Below are 15508 nucleotides of genomic sequence, written 5' to 3'. Positions count from 1 at the left end.
GAGCGAACATGTCCCAACAACGGTGGCTTCACCGCATAGGAGCGATGTCGTGCGCGGCGGTGGCCCTGACCGCCTGCTCGTCGGGCAGCGACAACGCCGACGGCGCCGGCAGCACGGCATCCACGTCGGCCGCTGGGGCGCAGACTCCCATTCCCGAGCCGCTGGCAGTCACCTACGACGGCGGGCTCTATGTCCTCGACGGCGAAACCCTTGAGGTCAAGCAGGACATCCCATTGGACGGGTTCCTGCGGGTCAACCCCGCCGGCGATGAAGGCCACGTGCTCGTGACGACAAACGAGGGGTTCCGGATCCTCGACGCCGCGGGAGGGCAACTGACCGAGGACACGTTCCCCGCGGACGAGGCAGGCCACGTCGTGGTCCACGGGGAGCACACGGTACTGTTCGCCGACGGCTCAGGAGAGATCACCGCGTTCGACCCACACGCCCTCGAAGGCGGCGGCATGCCGCAGACGGAGAACTTCACGACTCCGCAGGCGCATCACGGCGTCGCGGTGATCCTGTCCGACGGCACTCTCGTCCACAGCCTCGGCGATTCCGAAACGCGCACCGGCGCAGTAGCTTTGCAGGGCGACCGCGAGATCGCGCGCAGCGAGGACTGCCCAGGGCTGCACGGCGAGACCGTCGTGGCCGACGAGGTGGTGGTCTTGGGTTGCGAGAACGGGGCATTGGAGTACGCGAATGGGAAGTTCACCAAGATCGCGAGCCCCACTCCATACGGTCGGATCGGAACGACAAAGGGGCACGACGATTCACCGGTCGCACTCGGCGACATGAAAATCGACCCGGACGCCGAACTGGAACGGCCCGAGCAGGTCGCGCTGATCGATACGACGACCGACCAGATGCGCATCGTCGCGTTGCCGCCGTCGGTCAGCTACACCTTCCGGTCGCTGGCACGAGGCCCACAGGCCGAGGCACTGGTTCTCGGAACAGACGGCGAGCTCCATGTCTTCGATCCGGTCACCGGAGCGCAGGTGAAAACGATAGAGGTCACCGGTGTCTGGACGGAGCCCGACGACTGGCAGGAGCCGCGCCCCGCGATCTTCACCCGTGAGGACGCGGTGTACGTGTCCGATCCCGCCACCAAGCAGATCCATCTCGTCGACCTGGAGGCGGGAACCATCACCGAGTCGGTGACCCTGGATCAGACGCCCAACGAGCTCAGCGGTGCCGTGGGTCACGAGCACTGATCGTCGGTGGCACCATGGGGCGATGACCCGTTCTGACATTCTCGTCACCGCAACAGAACTGGCGGATCTGATCGCCTCCGGTCAGCCCGTGAGTGTCCTCGACGTCCGTTGGGAACTGGCTGAGCCCGACGGACGCGAGGCGCACTCCCGAGGACACGTGCCCGGTGCGGTATATGTCTCGCTCGACGAGGAGCTGTCCGATCACAGCGTGCCCGGCCGCGGCAGGCATCCGCTGCCCTCGGGCGCAGCCCTGCAGGAATCGGCGCGGCGCTGGGGCCTCAGGGAAGGCGTCCCGGTCGTCGTCTACGACGACTGGAACCGTGCCGGATCCGCACGCGCCTGGTGGGTGCTCACCGCGGCCGGAATCGCAGATGTGCGGATTCTCGACGGCGGCCTGTCCGCCTGGACGGCGTCCGGAGGTGATCTTGAAACCGGTTCAGTCACAAAGGAGCCCGGCGATGCAACCGTTCGATTCCTCGACCTATACCACGGTGCGCTGCCGACCCTGACCGCCGACGAGGTCACGGGATTCGGGGGAGTGCTGCTCGACGCGCGTGCACCCGAACGCTTCCGAGGTGAGACCGAACCCGTCGATCCGGTGGCTGGACACATCCCGGGGGCGCGCAACGCTCCCAGCACCGCAGCCCTGTCGGCCGATGGGACGTTCCTGTCCGAGGCCGACCTGACGCACTTCTTCGGGGAACGCGGAGCCGGAGGCGGCGAGGTCGGTGTCTACTGCGGCTCGGGTGTGACGGCCGCGGTGACCATCGCGGCACTGCGCGAGGCCGGCGTCGAGGCGAAATTGTTCCCCGGCTCGTGGTCGCAGTGGAGCAGCGATCCTTCTCGTGAAATCGCCACCGGACCGTAGCGGGTCAGGTTCGGAATCGTGATGCGGCCCGCTGCACCAGAGCCTTGTTCCCGCCGTCGCGTTTGGCCTGATACATCGCGGCATCGGCCGTCGCGATGAGGCTCTCGATCGCCGCGCCGGCATCGGGCACGGAACTCCACTGCGTGATCGCCGCGCCGACGCTGGCTGTCACCGGATGGGGCAGTGCGGCGATCGCGGCACAGAGCGTCGCGGGGAGAAGGTCGGCCTCGGCCGCGGGCAGTGTGGCGATGACCAGGAACTCCTCGCCGCCGGCCCGACCGATGATGGCCGAACTCGGGCTGGCCTGGCGAAGCGCCCAGCCCACCGCGGCCAGCGCTTCGTCACCGGCGAGGTGCCCGTAGGTGTCGTTGAGGTGCTTGAATCTGTCCAGATCGATCATGACGACAAGTAGCTGAAGGTCGGCCGACGGCGACGTCAGCAGCACGGTCGCCCGTTCGTAGAAGGCGCGACGGTTCAGCAGACCGGTCAGGGCATCGTGGTCGGAGCGCACGACGTCAGCCCCCATGGTGCGCACCACGGTCTGTATCGCCAGCGGCACTACGAGGTTGAGTTCGACGATCAGCCAGAACCCGGCGACGGCGGCGATGGTGCTGTCATGGGCCACCAGCACCCGCCAGGCGCAGAACCCGGCCGCGGCGGTGGCCATGGCGAGATTGAACAGGACGGCTCGCGTGTCATGGAAGAACGCCAGGTAGCCGCCGGTCACCACCAACCCCGTGCAGCCCATCAGCGCGATCACCGGATCCGTCTGCATGACCGAGCCCACGACGATCAAAGCGGACCCGACGACACCCATCGCCAACGATTGACGTTTCGTCGGCCACCGCCGCAGCCACAGCGAGGCGTACCCGATGCCCGCGACGGCCGCCGCGGTGCTGACCGTCAGCGTCAGAACGGGAGCGGTGTCCAGCGTCCCGAGGACTCCGAGGGCCATGAAGATCAATGCGCCGGACACCACGGCCATCAGGCGGCGGGTTGGCTTCGCCAGCCCTCGGGCGTGCAGATAGCCGCTGAGCCAATCGAATTGATCGGCTTGCCGCCACCAGCGCCCTGCGACATCGGTAACCGTGCGCCGGCCCGAATGCGTCGAACTCATGTCGCGGCCCACCCCCTGAGCCGTCACGGTAGTGGCCCGGTGCCGCGGCGTGAGCGGGAATCGCTGCGATGACAGAAGTCCGCGGTGTGCGATTACTAATGAAAACGGTTATCGTTGCGGGGTGATCTGCTCCTCTCGAATGGTGCGTCCGCTGGCCGCGGCCCTGGCCGCATGTCTGCCGCTCGCACTCGCTGCCTGCAGCGGTACCGACAACAGCGCGTCCGGCGGCGCGCAAGGCGACTGCCCGACCGAACCGGTCAACGTCGTGGTCAGCGTCGACCAGTGGGGCAGCATCGTCTCTCAGCTCGGTGGCGCCTGCGCCAACGTCACGACCGTGTTGGCCAGTTCGTCCGTCGATCCGCACGACTACGAGCCCGCGCCGTCGGACGCCGTCGCCTTCGAAGGCGCCCAGCTCGTGGTTCTCAACGGCGGACATTACGACGAGTGGGCCGCGAAGCTGGCCGAGACGTCGGCCCCCGATGCGGCCGTGATCAACGCCGTCGAACTCAGCGGCCACGAAGCGCCCGAGGGACATGACGGACACGAAGAGGCAGGCCACGACCACGAGGGGGAGCACGGCCACGAGCACGGAGAAGCAAATCCGCACGTGTGGTACAACCCGACTGCGGTCAACGGTGTCAGCGATGCGGTGACCGCTGAACTCAGCAAGCTCTCTGCCGACGGCGCAAGCTATTTCGCGCAGCGTCGCTCCGACTTCACAGCATCGATGAAGCCCTACGACGACACGATCGCCGCGATCAAGAACGGCGCAGCGGGAAAGTCGTACGCGGCAAGCGAGAGCGTGTTCGACGACATGGCTGCCGCGCTCGGATTGACCAACCGGACTCCCGAGGGTTACCAGGTCGCCGCCGCCAACGAGAGCGAACCGTCACCGGCCGACCTCGACGCCTTCCTCAATCTCTTGTCCAACCGAGGCGTCGACGTGCTGATCTACAACACCCAGACCGAGGGCTCGGTGCCCGAGCAGATCCGCTCGGCGGCCGAGCAGGCGGGCATTCCGATTGTCGACGTCACCGAAACCTTGCCCCCCGAGGCGAAAACGTTCCAGGATTGGCAGGTGGCGCAACTCGACGCACTTGCCAAGGCCTTCGATGTCATCACCTGAGCCAGCCGCGCTTGAGTTCGACGCCGCGCGTGAGTTCGACGCCGCGCTTGAATTCGACAACGTCAGCGTCGAACGCGCAGGGCGGACAGTGTGGTCGGAGTCGAGCTTCCGCGTCGAATCCGGCCGTTTCGTCGCCATCATCGGCCCCAACGGCTCCGGCAAGACCACCCTGCTGCAGGTGATCCTCGGGCTGCTCCCCGTCTCGTCGGGTTCGGTCAGGGTCCACGGCAGTCGTCCGGGCACCGTCAACGACGAAATCGGCTACGTGCCACAGAATTACGATGCCAACGCCAACGAGGCCATTCGCGCACGCGATGCCGTGCTGCTTGGCCTGACCGGGCGGCGCTGGGGATTCTCCCGGACGACGGCCGCCGATAGGAGCCGGGTCGACGAAGCGCTGGGCTGGGTGGACGCGGCAGACCTCGCCGATCGTCGGCTTTCGGACCTCTCCGGTGGGCAGCGGCAGCGGATCGCTCTGGCAAGCGCTCTGGTGTCGCGCCCCCGCATGCTGATCCTCGACGAACCGCTCGCGTCGCTGGACCTGCGCAGCCAACACGAGATCGTCGCGGTACTTGCCCGCCTCAAGCGGGAGCTGGGGGTGACCATCCTCGTCGTCCTGCACGACCTCAACCCGATGCTCGCCGTGCTCGACAGCGCGATCTATCTCCTGGACGGACACGCCCACCACGCCGCGCTCGACCAGGTGGTCGACTCGAGTCTGCTCACCCATATGTACGGGACCAAGATCCAGGTCGCCCACACGCTGCAGGGTGAGCTCTATATGCGGAGCGGAGGGTGACCGAGACGGTCGTCGCACTCGGCTATCAGGACAACTGGCTGCACATTCTCGGCTCTTCCTTCATGCGCAACGCCTGGATGGGCGGCACGATCGTGGCGCTGGCCGCCGGCCTGATGGGGTACTTCATCGTGGTGCGGCACTCGGCATTCGCGGCCCACGCACTGGCTCACATCGGTCTTCCGGGGGCGACGGGTGCCGTGCTGATCGGACTGCCCGCCGCGGCGGGGCTCGGCGCCTTTTGCATCGGCGGGGCGCTGGTGATCGGTGCGTTGGGGAAGCGGACGTCGGATCGCGAGGTCGCCACGGGCACCGTGCTCGCATTCGCGACCGGCCTCGGGTTGCTCTTCAATTCGCTGGCCACCCGCAATTCGTCGACGCTGACCAACGTGCTGTTCGGCAATCTGCTGGCCATCAGCTCCCAGCAGCTGCTGTCCTTCTTCGCGCTGCTGCTGCTGACGGCCGCCGGTGTCGCTTTTATCTTCCGCCCCTTGCTCTTCACCTCGGTGAACGTCAAGGTGGCCGAGGCCAAGGGTGTTCCGGTGCGGGCGTTGTCGATCGCGTTCATGGTCCTGCTCGGCCTGACGGTGACGATGGCGGTCCAAGCGGTGGGCACGCTGCTGCTGTTCGCACTCGTCGTGACCCCGGCGGCCACGGCGCTGATGTTGACGGCGCGGCCGATCCTGGCCATGGCCGTGTCGGCGGTGATCGGCCTGGTGTCGGTGTGGGCGGGTCTGGTCTTGTCGGCGATGTTCAACATGCCGCCGAGCTTCGTCATCGTCACGATCGCGTGTGCGGTGTGGCTGCTGGTGTGGGCGGGTTGTCGGGCACCGCGGCCGAGCACGCGGTTTGCGGCGCGCGTAGGTGCATAACGCGTCTGGGCAGACGCCATCCACTAACCTCAGAGAGCATGTCCAGGAGTCCGACGCCGAGGCGGCGTGCGACCCTGGCCTCGCTCGCCGCTGAGCTCAAGGTTTCACGCACCACTGTCAGCAATGCGTACAACCGCCCCGACCAGCTGTCGGCGGAGTTGCGCGAACGGGTGCTGTCCACTGCCAAGCAACTCGGGTACCCCGGGCCGGATCCCGTCGCACGGTCGCTGCGCACCCGCAAAGCCGGGGCGGTCGGCCTGGTGATCACCGAGCCGCTGAACTACTCGTTCAGTGACCCCGCCGCCCTCGATTTCGTTGCGGGGCTTGCCGAGTCGTGTGAAATGGTCGGGCAGGGTCTGCTGCTGGTCGCCGTAGGGCCCAACCGCAGCGTCGCCGACGGATCGGCGGCCGTGCTGGCCGCTGGCGTGGACGGTTTCGTCGTGTACTCCGCCTCCGACGACGACCCCTATCTCCCGGCCGTACTGCAACGTCACCTCCCCGTGGTGGTGGTCGATCAGCCCAAGGGTGTTCCCGGTGCATCCCGCGTCGGCATCGACGACCGGGCCGCGATGCGCCGCCTCGCCGAGCACGTCATCGAGCTCGGTCACCGCGAGATCGGGTTGCTCACCATGCGGTTGGGGCGCGACTGGCCGCACGGTGGTCCCGGTCCCGCGCTGGCCGACCCTGATCGCGTCCGGACGCCGCACTTCCACGTTCAGAGCGAACGGATCCGCGGTGTCTACGATGCGATGACCGCCGCGGGTATGGATCCGGAATCGCTCACCGTCGTCGAGAGCTATGAGCACCTGCCGGCGTCGGGCGGTGCAGGCGCCGACGTCGCACTGGAGGCCAATCCGCGGATCACAGCGCTGATGTGCACGGCCGACGTGCTCGCTCTGTCGGCCATGGACCATCTACGCGCGAAAGGCATCTACGTGCCCGGGCAGATCACCGTGACGGGATTCGACGGTGTGCCCGAGGCGCGTCAGCGCGGACTGACCACGGTGATCCAGCCGAGCGTCGAGAAGGGGCGTCGCGCGGGGGAAATCCTGCACAGCCCACCTCGGACCGGTCTGCCCGTCATCGAGATCCTTGACACCGAAGTGGTCCGCGGCCGGACCTCGGGTCCGCCGGCCTAGCGGTTCCTGCGCGCCACGATGACGTCGTCGTGGGTGTGCTGACCGTCGAGGCCGGCGGGCACGTCGCGGGGACGCCGACCTTCGACGGCGACATCCCACTCGTCCCCGAGGGCGCCGACAACGTCGTCGTGACTGAGGTAGTCGGCAGGGTCGAAGCCGTAAGACTTCGCCTTCTCGACGTCGACATCGGCGTGGTACACGACCAGCAGTGTGCCGCCGGGAGCGACGGCCGCGAGCAGTGCGCGCTCAGCGTCATGGTCCGGCGAGTGCAGAAGCGCGGGATAGTGCGCTGTGACAAGATCGAAGCCGTTCGGCGGCACTTCGAAGTCCTCCAGACGGCTGCACACCCACCGGACTCTCGCACCGGATGATGCGGCGCGAGCGGCGGCCCGGTCCAGTGCGACCTGGGAGACGTCCAGCGCGGTAGTGGTCCAGCCGTGCGTCGCGAGCCAAATGGCGTTGGCGCCGATACCGCAGCCGACGTCAAAAGCTGTTCCGGGCGTGAGCTTCTCGGCGACCTCGACCATCACGGCACTGGGTGAGTCGTCGGGGATCTGATCGGCCCAAGAGGCATAGCGCTCATCCCACTCGGCACCCAAAGTTGAATCAGTCATGTTCCCAATGTGATTCGGTCCCGGGGAGATTGCAAATACTATTGCCGATCAGGCAAGTGGGCGTTCGGCTCGCCGGTCTGCGAGATACCGCAGCGCGGCCGCGACATCGTCGGGGGAGTCGATCCGGTAGCTGGCCGCCGTATCGCCCGGCCCCACCTTGACCCCGATGTCGAATTCGCCGAGCCGGGCAAAGGCCTTTTCGTCGGTGACGTCGTCGCCGAAGAACACCACGACCGTCGCGTCCTTCTCGCCGCGCAGAATGTCGATGGCCTCACCCTTGTCGGTGGTGACGACTGCGAACTCGAGCACGGCCTTGCCTGTCGTCACATGCGCGTCCCAGTGGGTCGCGGCGTCCCAGGCGGCGGCCAGCGCTGCATCACCGTCGGCGGGGGATGCGTTGCGCACGTGCAACGCGACGCTGGCCGGCTTCGTCTCGACCGCCACGCCGGGCTTGTCCGCCGCGATTGCCGTCAGCGCGTCGGTGATGGTCTGCAGCAGCACGGTGTCGATCTGGTGGGCGAACCCGGCCTCGAACTCGGCGCCGTGGCTGCCGACCAGATGGACCGCCGTGGGCATCGATGACAGCTCGCGCAGCGTCTGGAGTGCGCGGCCGGAGATCAGGGCGGCCGACGTTGCGGGCAATCCGGCCAACTCGATCAGCGCAGCTGCCGCCACGGGCAGTGGGCGGGCGTCGGCGGGATTGCCGACGATCGGCGCCAGGGTGCCGTCGAAATCGGAGGTGACCAGCAGTCGGGGCGTTGTCGCCGCCGAGTCGAGCGCGTCCAGCAACTCCGGCGGCAGGCTCACGGCCTAGATCTTAGGCTGGTCGCCATCTCCGATGAGCAGCCGCACGGCCAGGTCCAGCCTCTTGGCGACGTCAGTCGCCGAGGCGCGCCGGGTCAGCCAGGCCAGCAGATTCGACAGCCACACATCCGAGATGACGCGCGCGATGTGGTACTGGTCCTCGGTCGGCTCGCCGTCGCTCATCGCCCGGGCGAACATCGAGTCCATCAGCTTGCCCACGTGGTCGACCTCGCCGGCCGCGGACGCGTCGGCGAAAACGAAGGCCCGCGTCATCGCCTCGGTCAACAGCGGATTGCGTTGCATCGCCCGGTTCAGCTTGCCGACCATGATGTTGAGGCGCTGATAGGCCGTCGCGCCTGCGGCCAGTGCCGCGCGGTCGGTCTTGGCGTCAATGCGCTCGAACTCCCGCCCCAGCGCGGACACAAGCAGGTGGACCTTCGACGGGAAGTATCGGTACAGCGTGCCCACGGCGACGTCGGCGCGTTCGGCCACGGCCCGCATCTGGACCGCTTCGTAGCCGCCCTTCGACGCGATCGCCAGCGTGGCATCGAGGATGCGCTTACGGCGCTCACGCTGAGCTTCGGAACCCAGCTCGGACTCGGCCAGCACCGCCACGTTCATGACCTGACGTGGGCGGGAGTCAGACGGTGACTTACCCGCGGATATCTCAGACAACTCGGACGTCCCAGACATGCGGTGAGTGGCTCCTTAGTGATGCGATCTCTGAGAAAACGATACGCATGCCCATCACGAATTTCCCACCTCCGTGCCCACGCGACACCGACGTGTCCTGCTGTAATGGCGTTCGACTTGACGCTCGAACGCTGGCACTATTAGAACACGTTCTAGTGGGAAGCACCGTCTTCTCGCCCAAACGCTAGGAGTCCCGGTGTCCACTGGCCTTTCCCACACCTCGGCGGTCGCCACCGATGAACAGTCCGCCGCCCGCGAACTGGTGCGGACCTGGGCCGCTGCGTCCGCGGCCGTCGAAGCCGCACGCGATGTCGAACACGGTGACGCCGACGCCTGGCGCGCCCCGTACGGCAGGCTGGCCGAACTAGGGATCTTCGGCGTGGCGCTGACCGAGGAGCACGGCGGCGCCGACGGCACGGTGGCCGACCTGGCGGCGATGGTCGACGAGGCGGCTGCCGCGCTGGTTCCCGGACCGGTGGCAACGACGGCGCTGGCCACCCTGGTGTTGCCGGATTCACAGACCGAGCTTCTCGAGGCCCTCGCAACGGGGGAGCGCACCGCAGGGCTGACGCTGGACGCCGACCTCGCCTACGCCGCCGGCAAGGCGTCCGGAGACGCGGCCTTCGTGCTCGGCGCAGACTCCACCGGAGTGCTGCTGCTGCCCGCCGGACAGACGTGGCTGCTGGTGGACGGCGCCGCGCCGGGGGTCACGATCGAACCCCTGCAGGCGACCGACTTCTCCCGGCCCCTCGCGCGTGTAGTCCTCGAGGATGCGCCCGCCCAGGAACTGGACGTGCCCGCTCAGCGCGTCGTCGATCTCGCGGCGACGCTGCTGGCCGCGGAGGCCGCGGGTCTGGCCCGCTGGCTGCTGAACACCGCGACGGAGTACGCGAAGGTCCGCGAGCAGTTCGGCAAGCCGATCGGCAGCTTCCAGGCCATCAAGCACATGTGCGCCGAGATGCTGCTGCGCTCCGAGCAGGCTTCGGTGGCCGCGGCGGACGCGGCGCGCGCTGCCGGCGAAGACGATGCGGCAACCGATGCCGCGCAGTTGTCGATCGCGGCGGCGCTGGCGGCGTCGGTGGGCATCGAGGCCGCCAAGGCCAACGCCAAGGACTGCATCCAGGTGCTCGGCGGAATCGGCATCACCTGGGAACACGACGCGCACCTGTACCTGCGCCGGGCTTACGGCATTGCGCAGTTCCTCGGCGGCCGGTCGCGGTGGCTGCGCCGGGTGGCGGACCTGACGCTGCAGGGGGTACGCAGGGACCTGCACATCGATCTGGACTCGGTCGCCGATCTACGACCCGAAATCGCTTCGAAGGTGGCCGAGATCGCTGCCGCGCCGGAAGACAGGCGGCAGTTCGCCTTCGCCGACACGGGACTGCTCGCGCCGCACTGGCCCAAGCCGTACGGGCGCGCCGCAGGTCCGGCCGAGCAGTTGCTCATCGATCAGGAGTTGGCGACTGCGGGTGTGGTGCGGCCGGATCTGGTGATCGGGTGGTGGGCCGTGCCGACGATTCTCGAACACGGCAGCCCCGAGCAGGTCGAGCAGTTCGTGCCTGCGACGCTGCGCGGCGAGCTGACGTGGTGCCAGCTGTTCAGCGAGCCGGGCGCGGGCTCGGATCTGGCGGCGCTGCGGATGAAAGCCGTTCGTGCGGAGGATGATTCCGGCTGGAAGCTCACCGGGCAGAAGGTGTGGACCTCGGCGGCGCAGAAGGCGCACTGGGGGGTGTGCCTGGCCCGGACGGACCAAAACGCTCCAAAGCATAAGGGCATCACGTACTTCCTCGTCGACATGAAGAGCCCGGGCATCGTGATCCGGCCGCTGCGCGAGATCACCGGCGACGAACTGTTCAACGAGGTGTTCTTCGACGACGTCTTCGTCCCCGACGAGATGGTGGTCGGACAGGTCAACGACGGGTGGCGGCTGGCGCGCACCACGCTGGCCAACGAGCGCGTCGCGATGGCCCAGGGCACGGCGCTGGGAAATCCGATGGAGGAGCTGCTGCGCGTCGTCTCAGAGTTGGATCTCGATGGTGCGCAACAAGATCAGCTCGGCCAGCTGATCGTCACGGCGCAGGTCGGCTCGCTTCTCGACCAGCGCATCGCCCAGCTCGCCGTCGACGGCCAGGACCCCGGACCTCAGGCCAGCGCCCGGAAGCTGATCGGCGTCCGCTACCGGCAGGCCCTGGCGGAGTTCCGGATGGATCTGTCCGAAGGTGCGGGAGTCGTGGTGGACAAGCTGGTGCACGACTTCCTCAACACGCGCTGCCTGACCATCGCGGGCGGGACCGAGCAGATCCTTTTGACGATGGCCGGCGAGCGGCTGCTCGGCCTGCCTCGCTAGCCGAACGTCGTCTGGGCGCAGGCGGTCGGGGTGGTCAGGTTGACTCCGCTGTAGACCACCTGGATCTGTGAGCACGCGATGAAGTCGGCGCCGGTGGCGGGCTGGCCGGTCGCCCAGTCCAGCGGTTTGGAGTCGCCGTCGGTCGTGAAGCGCTGGATCGGTCCGCCGCCGAACGTCGTCACCGAGATCTCGACGTCGCGAAGGCCCTTGTAGAGCTTCGACAGGACGTTGTTGTGGTTGGCGCCCTTGAGTTCTCGAGGTACGCCCGCCGGCGCGCTGTACCAGGCTTCCTGATAGACGTCGCGGTCGGAGCTCCGCAGCGTCACCGTCTGCCGGGCCCATGTGTCGCCGGGAAACCCGGTGGGGCCGCCGGGGCCCAGCAGGTTGGCCGAGGTGTTGAAGTAGCACTTGGCCTCGGCCGCGACGCAATTGGCGGTGATGTGCATCTGGATCTGGGTGGCCGGGTCGACGGGGATCGAGGACACGCCCGTGTTGGACGCAGCGCCTGACGTCGGTGCGCTGCCGAGCGCCGCCGTCGCCGCCAGGGCAAGCGCCGCCATTCCTGCAAGCCGGTTCATCGTGATGAAGGTAATCCCCTCGCTACTCGTCGAAGGTGACTTCGACCGAATCGGTTTTCGGGTGCGCCTGGCAGGCCAGGATGAGTCCCTCGTCGAGGTCCTGCTGCTCCAGAACGTCGTTGACGTCCATCTCGATCTCGCCGGACTTCTTGAGCACGGCGCACGCGCCGCAGTGCCCTTCGCGGCAGGAGAACGGTGCGTCGAGGCCCTTGTCCAGCAGCACGTCGAGCAGCTTCGCCTTGCGTGGCCAGGTCACCTCGTGGGTGGTGCCGTCGAGTGTCACGACGACGGTGGCCGGACCCTCGTCGCTGTCGTCCGGATCGTCGGCGGCGATCGTCACGCGAGCGAACGGATCGGACTCAAGCGACTTGAAGACCTCGATGTGGACTTTCTCGGCCGGTGTCCCGGCGACCTTGAGTGCCTCCTCGGCAGCGGCCATGAACGGCCCGGGGCCGCAGATGAACGCCTCGCGCCCGCTGTAGGGCGCGAACAGTTCCGACAGCGCCTGCACATTGGGCAGACCCTGGACGGTTTCCAGCCAGTGGATCGCGGTGAGCCGATCGGGATATTTGGCGGCCAGATCGCGCAGCGTCTCGGCGAAGATGACGGACTTCTCGTCGCGGTTGGCGTAGATCAGCGTGACCTTGCCGGTGCCCTCCGACAGCGCAGACTTCAGGATCGCGAGCATCGGCGTGATGCCGCTGCCCCCCGCGAGCAGCAGAAAATCGGTGTCGAGCGTTTTGGGGACGAATGTGCCCGACGGAGCCAGGACGTGCATCCGCATGCCTGCATGCGCGTTGTCGCACAGCCAGTTCGATGCGTAACCGTCGGCGGTGCGCTTCACCGTGACGGTCAGCGGATCGCCGGTGAACGGCGAACTGCACAGCGAGTAGCAGCGGGCCACCGACCCGGTGCGGTCGCTGGGCACGCGCAGTGTGAGGAACTGACCCGGCGAATAGCGAAGCTTCTCCGGTGGAACCGGCGCGTCGGCGGGAGACTTGAACACCAGCGAACGCGAATCCGTCGTCTCGTCGATGACGTGGGCGATCTCGAGTTCGAGGACATGGCTGCCCAGCGGCTCGTCGGCGGCAACGTCCGTCACAAGAGGGGCCCTCTCTCCACGCTCAGGTCGGTCATAATTAGAACAGGTTACAGAAATGCATGTGCGCAGGTCCAGCATGCACAGGGCGGCGCTACTCGACACAAATCGTAACGTGTTCTAATCTTTGATACGTCAGCTCGCACGCCCCGGGAGGCACACCAGTGACAACCATTGAACAGCGCGACGCGCAGTCGGTTCTAGCCGGTATCGACGATCTTCTGCCGCGCATCGCCAAGCGCGCCGCGGCAGCTGAGGAACTGCGGCGCCTTCCGGACGAGACGGTGGACGAACTCGACGAGGTCGGGTTCTTCAAGCTCCTGCAGCCCGAGCAATGGGGTGGTCTCCAGTGCGATCCCACCCTGTTCTACGAAGCCGTTCGGCGCATCGCGAGTGCGTGCGGGTCGACGGGCTGGGTGTCCTCGATCATCGGCGTGCACAACTGGCATCTGGCGCTGTTCGACCAGCAGGCCCAGGAAGACGTGTGGGGTGAAGATCCCACGGTGCGAGTGTCGTCCTCCTATGCCCCGATGGGCGCGGGCACGGTGGTCGACGGCGGCTACCTCGTCAGCGGCGCCTGGCAGTGGTCCTCGGGCTGTGACCACGCAACCTGGGCGTTTCTCGGCGGGCCGGTGATCAAGGACGGCCGTCCGGTCGACTTCGGCAGCTTCCTGATCCCGCGCAGCGATTACCGCATCGACGACGTGTGGAACGTCGTCGGCCTCAAGGCCACCGGCAGCAACACCGTCGTGGTGAAGGACGTGTTCGTCCCCCGCCACCGGTTCCTGTCGTACAAGGCTATGAACGACGGCACCGCCGGCGGCTACCAGACCAACACCGCCCCCGTCTACAAGATGCCCTGGGGCACCATGCATCCCACGACGATCAGCGCCCCGATCATGGGGATGGCCTACGGCGCGTACGACGCCCACGTCGAACATCAGGGCAAGCGCGTGCGCGCCGCCTTCGCCGGCGAGAAGTCCAAGGAAGATCCATTCGCGAAGATCCGGATCGCCGAGGCCGCCAGCGACATCGACGCCGGCTGGCGCCAGCTGATCGGCAATGTCGGGGAGGAATACCGGCTGCTGCAGTCCGGTCAGGAGATCCCGTTCTCGCTGCGTGCGGCCGCTCGTCGCGACCAGGTCCGCGCCACCGCGCGCGCGATCGCCTCGATAGACCTCTTGTTCGAGGCCTCGGGTGCCACGGCGCTGCAGCTCGATCAGCCGGTGCAACGGTTCTGGCGCGACGCACACGCCGGTCGGGTGCATGCTGCCAACGAACCCGAGCGCGCGTACCTGATCTTCGGCAACGACGCGTTCGGCCTCCCGCCTCAGGACACGATGGTCTAGTGACGTCCTTCGCCGCCGAAGCGGCTCAGCAGCAGGAGATCACGTTCGAGTCCACCTCGCGATTTGCCGATGTCCGCGGCAAGGGTCCGGCCATGCGCCTGCACTATCACGAGGCCGGCGACCCTGCCGCGCGCACCGTGGTGCTGTTGCACGGTGGTGGGCCGGGGGCGTCGAGCTGGTCGAATTTCGGGCGCAACATCCCGGTGCTGGCCCAGCAGTTTCACGTGCTGGCCGTCGATCAGCCCGGTTACGGACACTCGGACAAGCATACCGAGCACGAGCAGTACAACCGGTACAGCGCGACCGCGCTGCTCAACCTGTTCGACCACCTCGGCATCGAAAGTGCCGACCTGGTGGGCAATTCACTCGGTGGCGGCACCGCGGTCCGGTTCGCGCTCGACAACGGCAAGCGCGCGGGCAAACTGGTCCTGATGGGGCCGGGTGGGTTGAGCGTCAACCTGTTCGCGCCGGACCCGACCGAGGGTGTCAAGCTGCTCGGCAGGTTCGCCGCTGACCCGACGCGGGAGAACATCGAGAAGTTCCTGCGCATCATGGTCTACGACCAGAACATGATCACCCCGGAGTTGGTCGAGGAGCGGTTCCAGATCGCCAGCACCCCCGAGTCGTTGGCCGCGACCAAGGCGATGGGAAAGTCGTTCGCCGGCGCGGACTTCGAGCTCGGCATGATGTGGCGCGACGTGTACAAGCTGCGCCAGCGGGTACTGCTGATCTGGGGTCGCGAGGACCGGGTGAATCCGCTCGACGGTGCGCTGGTGGCGCTCAAGCAGATTCCGCGGGTGCAGTTGCACGTCTTCGGGCAGTGCGGTCACTGGGCGCAGCTGGAGAAGTTCGACGAATTCAACAAGCTCACCATCGATTTCCTCAAGACGTAAGG

The 15508-nt window shown here is 67.2% G+C and carries 15 protein-coding genes; 9 read left to right on the top strand and 6 right to left on the bottom strand.

The window, feature by feature from the left end; all coding sequences use genetic code 11:
- The first annotated feature begins 8 nt into the window (after positions 1–8).
- Entirely contained in the window at positions 9–1211 is a 1203-nt protein-coding gene (gene aztD / locus AWC12_RS14890; RefSeq protein ID WP_085175225.1) for a zinc metallochaperone AztD, read from the top strand.
- Positions 1212–1233: 22 nt separating this feature from the next.
- A complete protein-coding gene (locus AWC12_RS14885) occupies positions 1234–2079 on the top strand; it encodes a sulfurtransferase (protein WP_085175223.1) in 846 nt (281 codons plus the stop codon).
- A gap of 4 nt (positions 2080–2083) precedes the next feature.
- Here the strand turns inward: AWC12_RS14885 and AWC12_RS14880 are convergent, their stop codons facing one another.
- Positions 2084–3196, bottom strand: a complete 1113-nt coding sequence (locus tag AWC12_RS14880) for a GGDEF domain-containing protein (protein ID WP_085175440.1) — start codon at positions 3194–3196, stop codon at positions 2084–2086.
- 139 nt (positions 3197–3335) lie between these two features.
- Between AWC12_RS14880 and AWC12_RS14875 the strand changes: the two genes are divergently transcribed.
- Genes AWC12_RS14875 through AWC12_RS14860 form a run of 4 tightly spaced genes read left to right on the top strand, consistent with a single transcriptional unit; the run spans position 3336 to position 7129 of the window.
- The gene (locus AWC12_RS14875; RefSeq protein ID WP_085175221.1) at positions 3336–4322 is read left to right on the top strand and encodes a metal ABC transporter solute-binding protein, Zn/Mn family; all 987 of its coding nucleotides are present in this window, start codon (positions 3336–3338) and stop codon (positions 4320–4322) included.
- Positions 4309–5121 carry a metal ABC transporter ATP-binding protein gene (locus AWC12_RS14870; RefSeq protein WP_085175219.1) on the top strand — a complete coding sequence of 271 codons (813 nt, stop codon included), beginning with the start codon at positions 4309–4311 and terminating at the stop codon, positions 5119–5121. The genes AWC12_RS14875 and AWC12_RS14870 overlap by 14 nt, the downstream gene beginning before the upstream one ends.
- The gene (locus tag AWC12_RS14865; RefSeq protein WP_085175217.1) at positions 5118–5990 is read left to right on the top strand and encodes a metal ABC transporter permease; all 873 of its coding nucleotides are present in this window, start codon (positions 5118–5120) and stop codon (positions 5988–5990) included. The genes AWC12_RS14870 and AWC12_RS14865 overlap by 4 nt, the downstream gene beginning before the upstream one ends.
- Positions 5991–6028: 38 nt before the next feature.
- Positions 6029–7129, top strand: a complete 1101-nt coding sequence (locus AWC12_RS14860) for an Rv3575c family transcriptional regulator (RefSeq protein WP_085175215.1) — start codon at positions 6029–6031, stop codon at positions 7127–7129.
- Here the strand turns inward: AWC12_RS14860 and AWC12_RS14855 are convergent.
- From AWC12_RS14855 to kstR, 3 genes are read right to left on the bottom strand one after another with little or no spacing between them, the layout of a single operon-like run.
- On the bottom strand, positions 7126–7743 hold the full coding sequence (locus AWC12_RS14855; protein ID WP_085175213.1) for a class I SAM-dependent methyltransferase: 618 nt from the start codon (positions 7741–7743) through the stop codon (positions 7126–7128). The genes AWC12_RS14860 and AWC12_RS14855 overlap by 4 nt on opposite strands.
- 48 nt (positions 7744–7791) lie before the next feature.
- On the bottom strand, positions 7792–8550 hold the full coding sequence (otsB, locus tag AWC12_RS14850; protein ID WP_085175211.1) for a trehalose-phosphatase: 759 nt from the start codon (positions 8548–8550) through the stop codon (positions 7792–7794).
- A 3-nt stretch (positions 8551–8553) separates the two neighbouring features.
- On the bottom strand, positions 8554–9240 hold the full coding sequence (gene kstR, locus AWC12_RS14845; RefSeq protein WP_024446849.1) for a cholesterol catabolism transcriptional regulator KstR: 687 nt from the start codon (positions 9238–9240) through the stop codon (positions 8554–8556).
- 196 nt (positions 9241–9436) lie between these two features.
- Here kstR and AWC12_RS14840 point away from each other — a divergent pair, with 196 nt between their 5' ends.
- On the top strand, positions 9437–11587 hold the full coding sequence (locus AWC12_RS14840; RefSeq protein ID WP_085175209.1) for an acyl-CoA dehydrogenase family protein: 2151 nt from the start codon (positions 9437–9439) through the stop codon (positions 11585–11587).
- Here AWC12_RS14840 and AWC12_RS14835 read toward each other — a convergent pair.
- Positions 11584–12165, bottom strand: coding sequence for a hypothetical protein (locus tag AWC12_RS14835; protein ID WP_024446847.1), 582 nt, complete (start codon positions 12163–12165; stop codon positions 11584–11586). The genes AWC12_RS14840 and AWC12_RS14835 overlap by 4 nt on opposite strands.
- A 22-nt stretch (positions 12166–12187) precedes the next feature.
- Positions 12188–13267 carry a ferredoxin--NADP reductase gene (locus AWC12_RS14830; RefSeq protein ID WP_085175207.1) on the bottom strand — a complete coding sequence of 360 codons (1080 nt, stop codon included), beginning with the start codon at positions 13265–13267 and terminating at the stop codon, positions 12188–12190.
- 161 nt (positions 13268–13428) lie between these two features.
- Between AWC12_RS14830 and hsaA the strand changes: the two genes are divergently transcribed.
- A complete protein-coding gene (gene hsaA / locus AWC12_RS14825) occupies positions 13429–14613 on the top strand; it encodes a 3-hydroxy-9,10-secoandrosta-1,3,5(10)-triene-9,17-dione monooxygenase oxygenase subunit (RefSeq protein ID WP_024446845.1) in 1185 nt (394 codons plus the stop codon).
- Positions 14613–15506, top strand: coding sequence for a 4,5:9,10-diseco-3-hydroxy-5,9,17-trioxoandrosta-1(10),2-diene-4-oate hydrolase (hsaD, locus tag AWC12_RS14820; protein WP_024446844.1), 894 nt, complete (start codon positions 14613–14615; stop codon positions 15504–15506). Before hsaA ends, hsaD begins: the two co-directional genes overlap by 1 nt.
- Positions 15507–15508: the final 2 nt, after the last annotated feature.

Origin of the sequence: Mycolicibacterium iranicum (assembly GCF_002101705.1) — a bacterium.
In the GTDB taxonomy this organism is placed as follows: Bacteria; Actinomycetota; Actinomycetes; order Mycobacteriales; family Mycobacteriaceae; genus Mycobacterium; species Mycobacterium iranicum.
The sequence above is the reverse complement of the archived record's forward strand: the minus strand, read 5'-3'. Positions and strand labels throughout refer to the sequence as shown.

Excerpts from the sequence above, each read along its gene's own strand:
- AWC12_RS14880 (WP_085175440.1), bottom strand. The coding sequence starts at position 3,196 with ATGAGTTCGACGCATTCGGGCCGGCGCACGGTTACCGATGTCGCAGGG.
- aztD (WP_085175225.1), top strand. The coding sequence starts at position 9 with ATGTCCCAACAACGGTGGCTTCACCGCATAGGAGCGATGTCGTGCGCG.
- AWC12_RS14860 (WP_085175215.1), top strand. The coding sequence starts at position 6,029 with ATGTCCAGGAGTCCGACGCCGAGGCGGCGTGCGACCCTGGCCTCGCTC.
- AWC12_RS14885 (WP_085175223.1), top strand. The coding sequence starts at position 1,234 with ATGACCCGTTCTGACATTCTCGTCACCGCAACAGAACTGGCGGATCTG.
- AWC12_RS14870 (WP_085175219.1), top strand. The coding sequence starts at position 4,309 with ATGTCATCACCTGAGCCAGCCGCGCTTGAGTTCGACGCCGCGCGTGAG.
- AWC12_RS14835 (WP_024446847.1), bottom strand. The coding sequence starts at position 12,165 with ATGAACCGGCTTGCAGGAATGGCGGCGCTTGCCCTGGCGGCGACGGCG.
- AWC12_RS14855 (WP_085175213.1), bottom strand. The coding sequence starts at position 7,743 with ATGACTGATTCAACTTTGGGTGCCGAGTGGGATGAGCGCTATGCCTCT.
- AWC12_RS14875 (WP_085175221.1), top strand. The coding sequence starts at position 3,336 with ATGGTGCGTCCGCTGGCCGCGGCCCTGGCCGCATGTCTGCCGCTCGCA.
- kstR (WP_024446849.1), bottom strand. The coding sequence starts at position 9,240 with ATGTCTGGGACGTCCGAGTTGTCTGAGATATCCGCGGGTAAGTCACCG.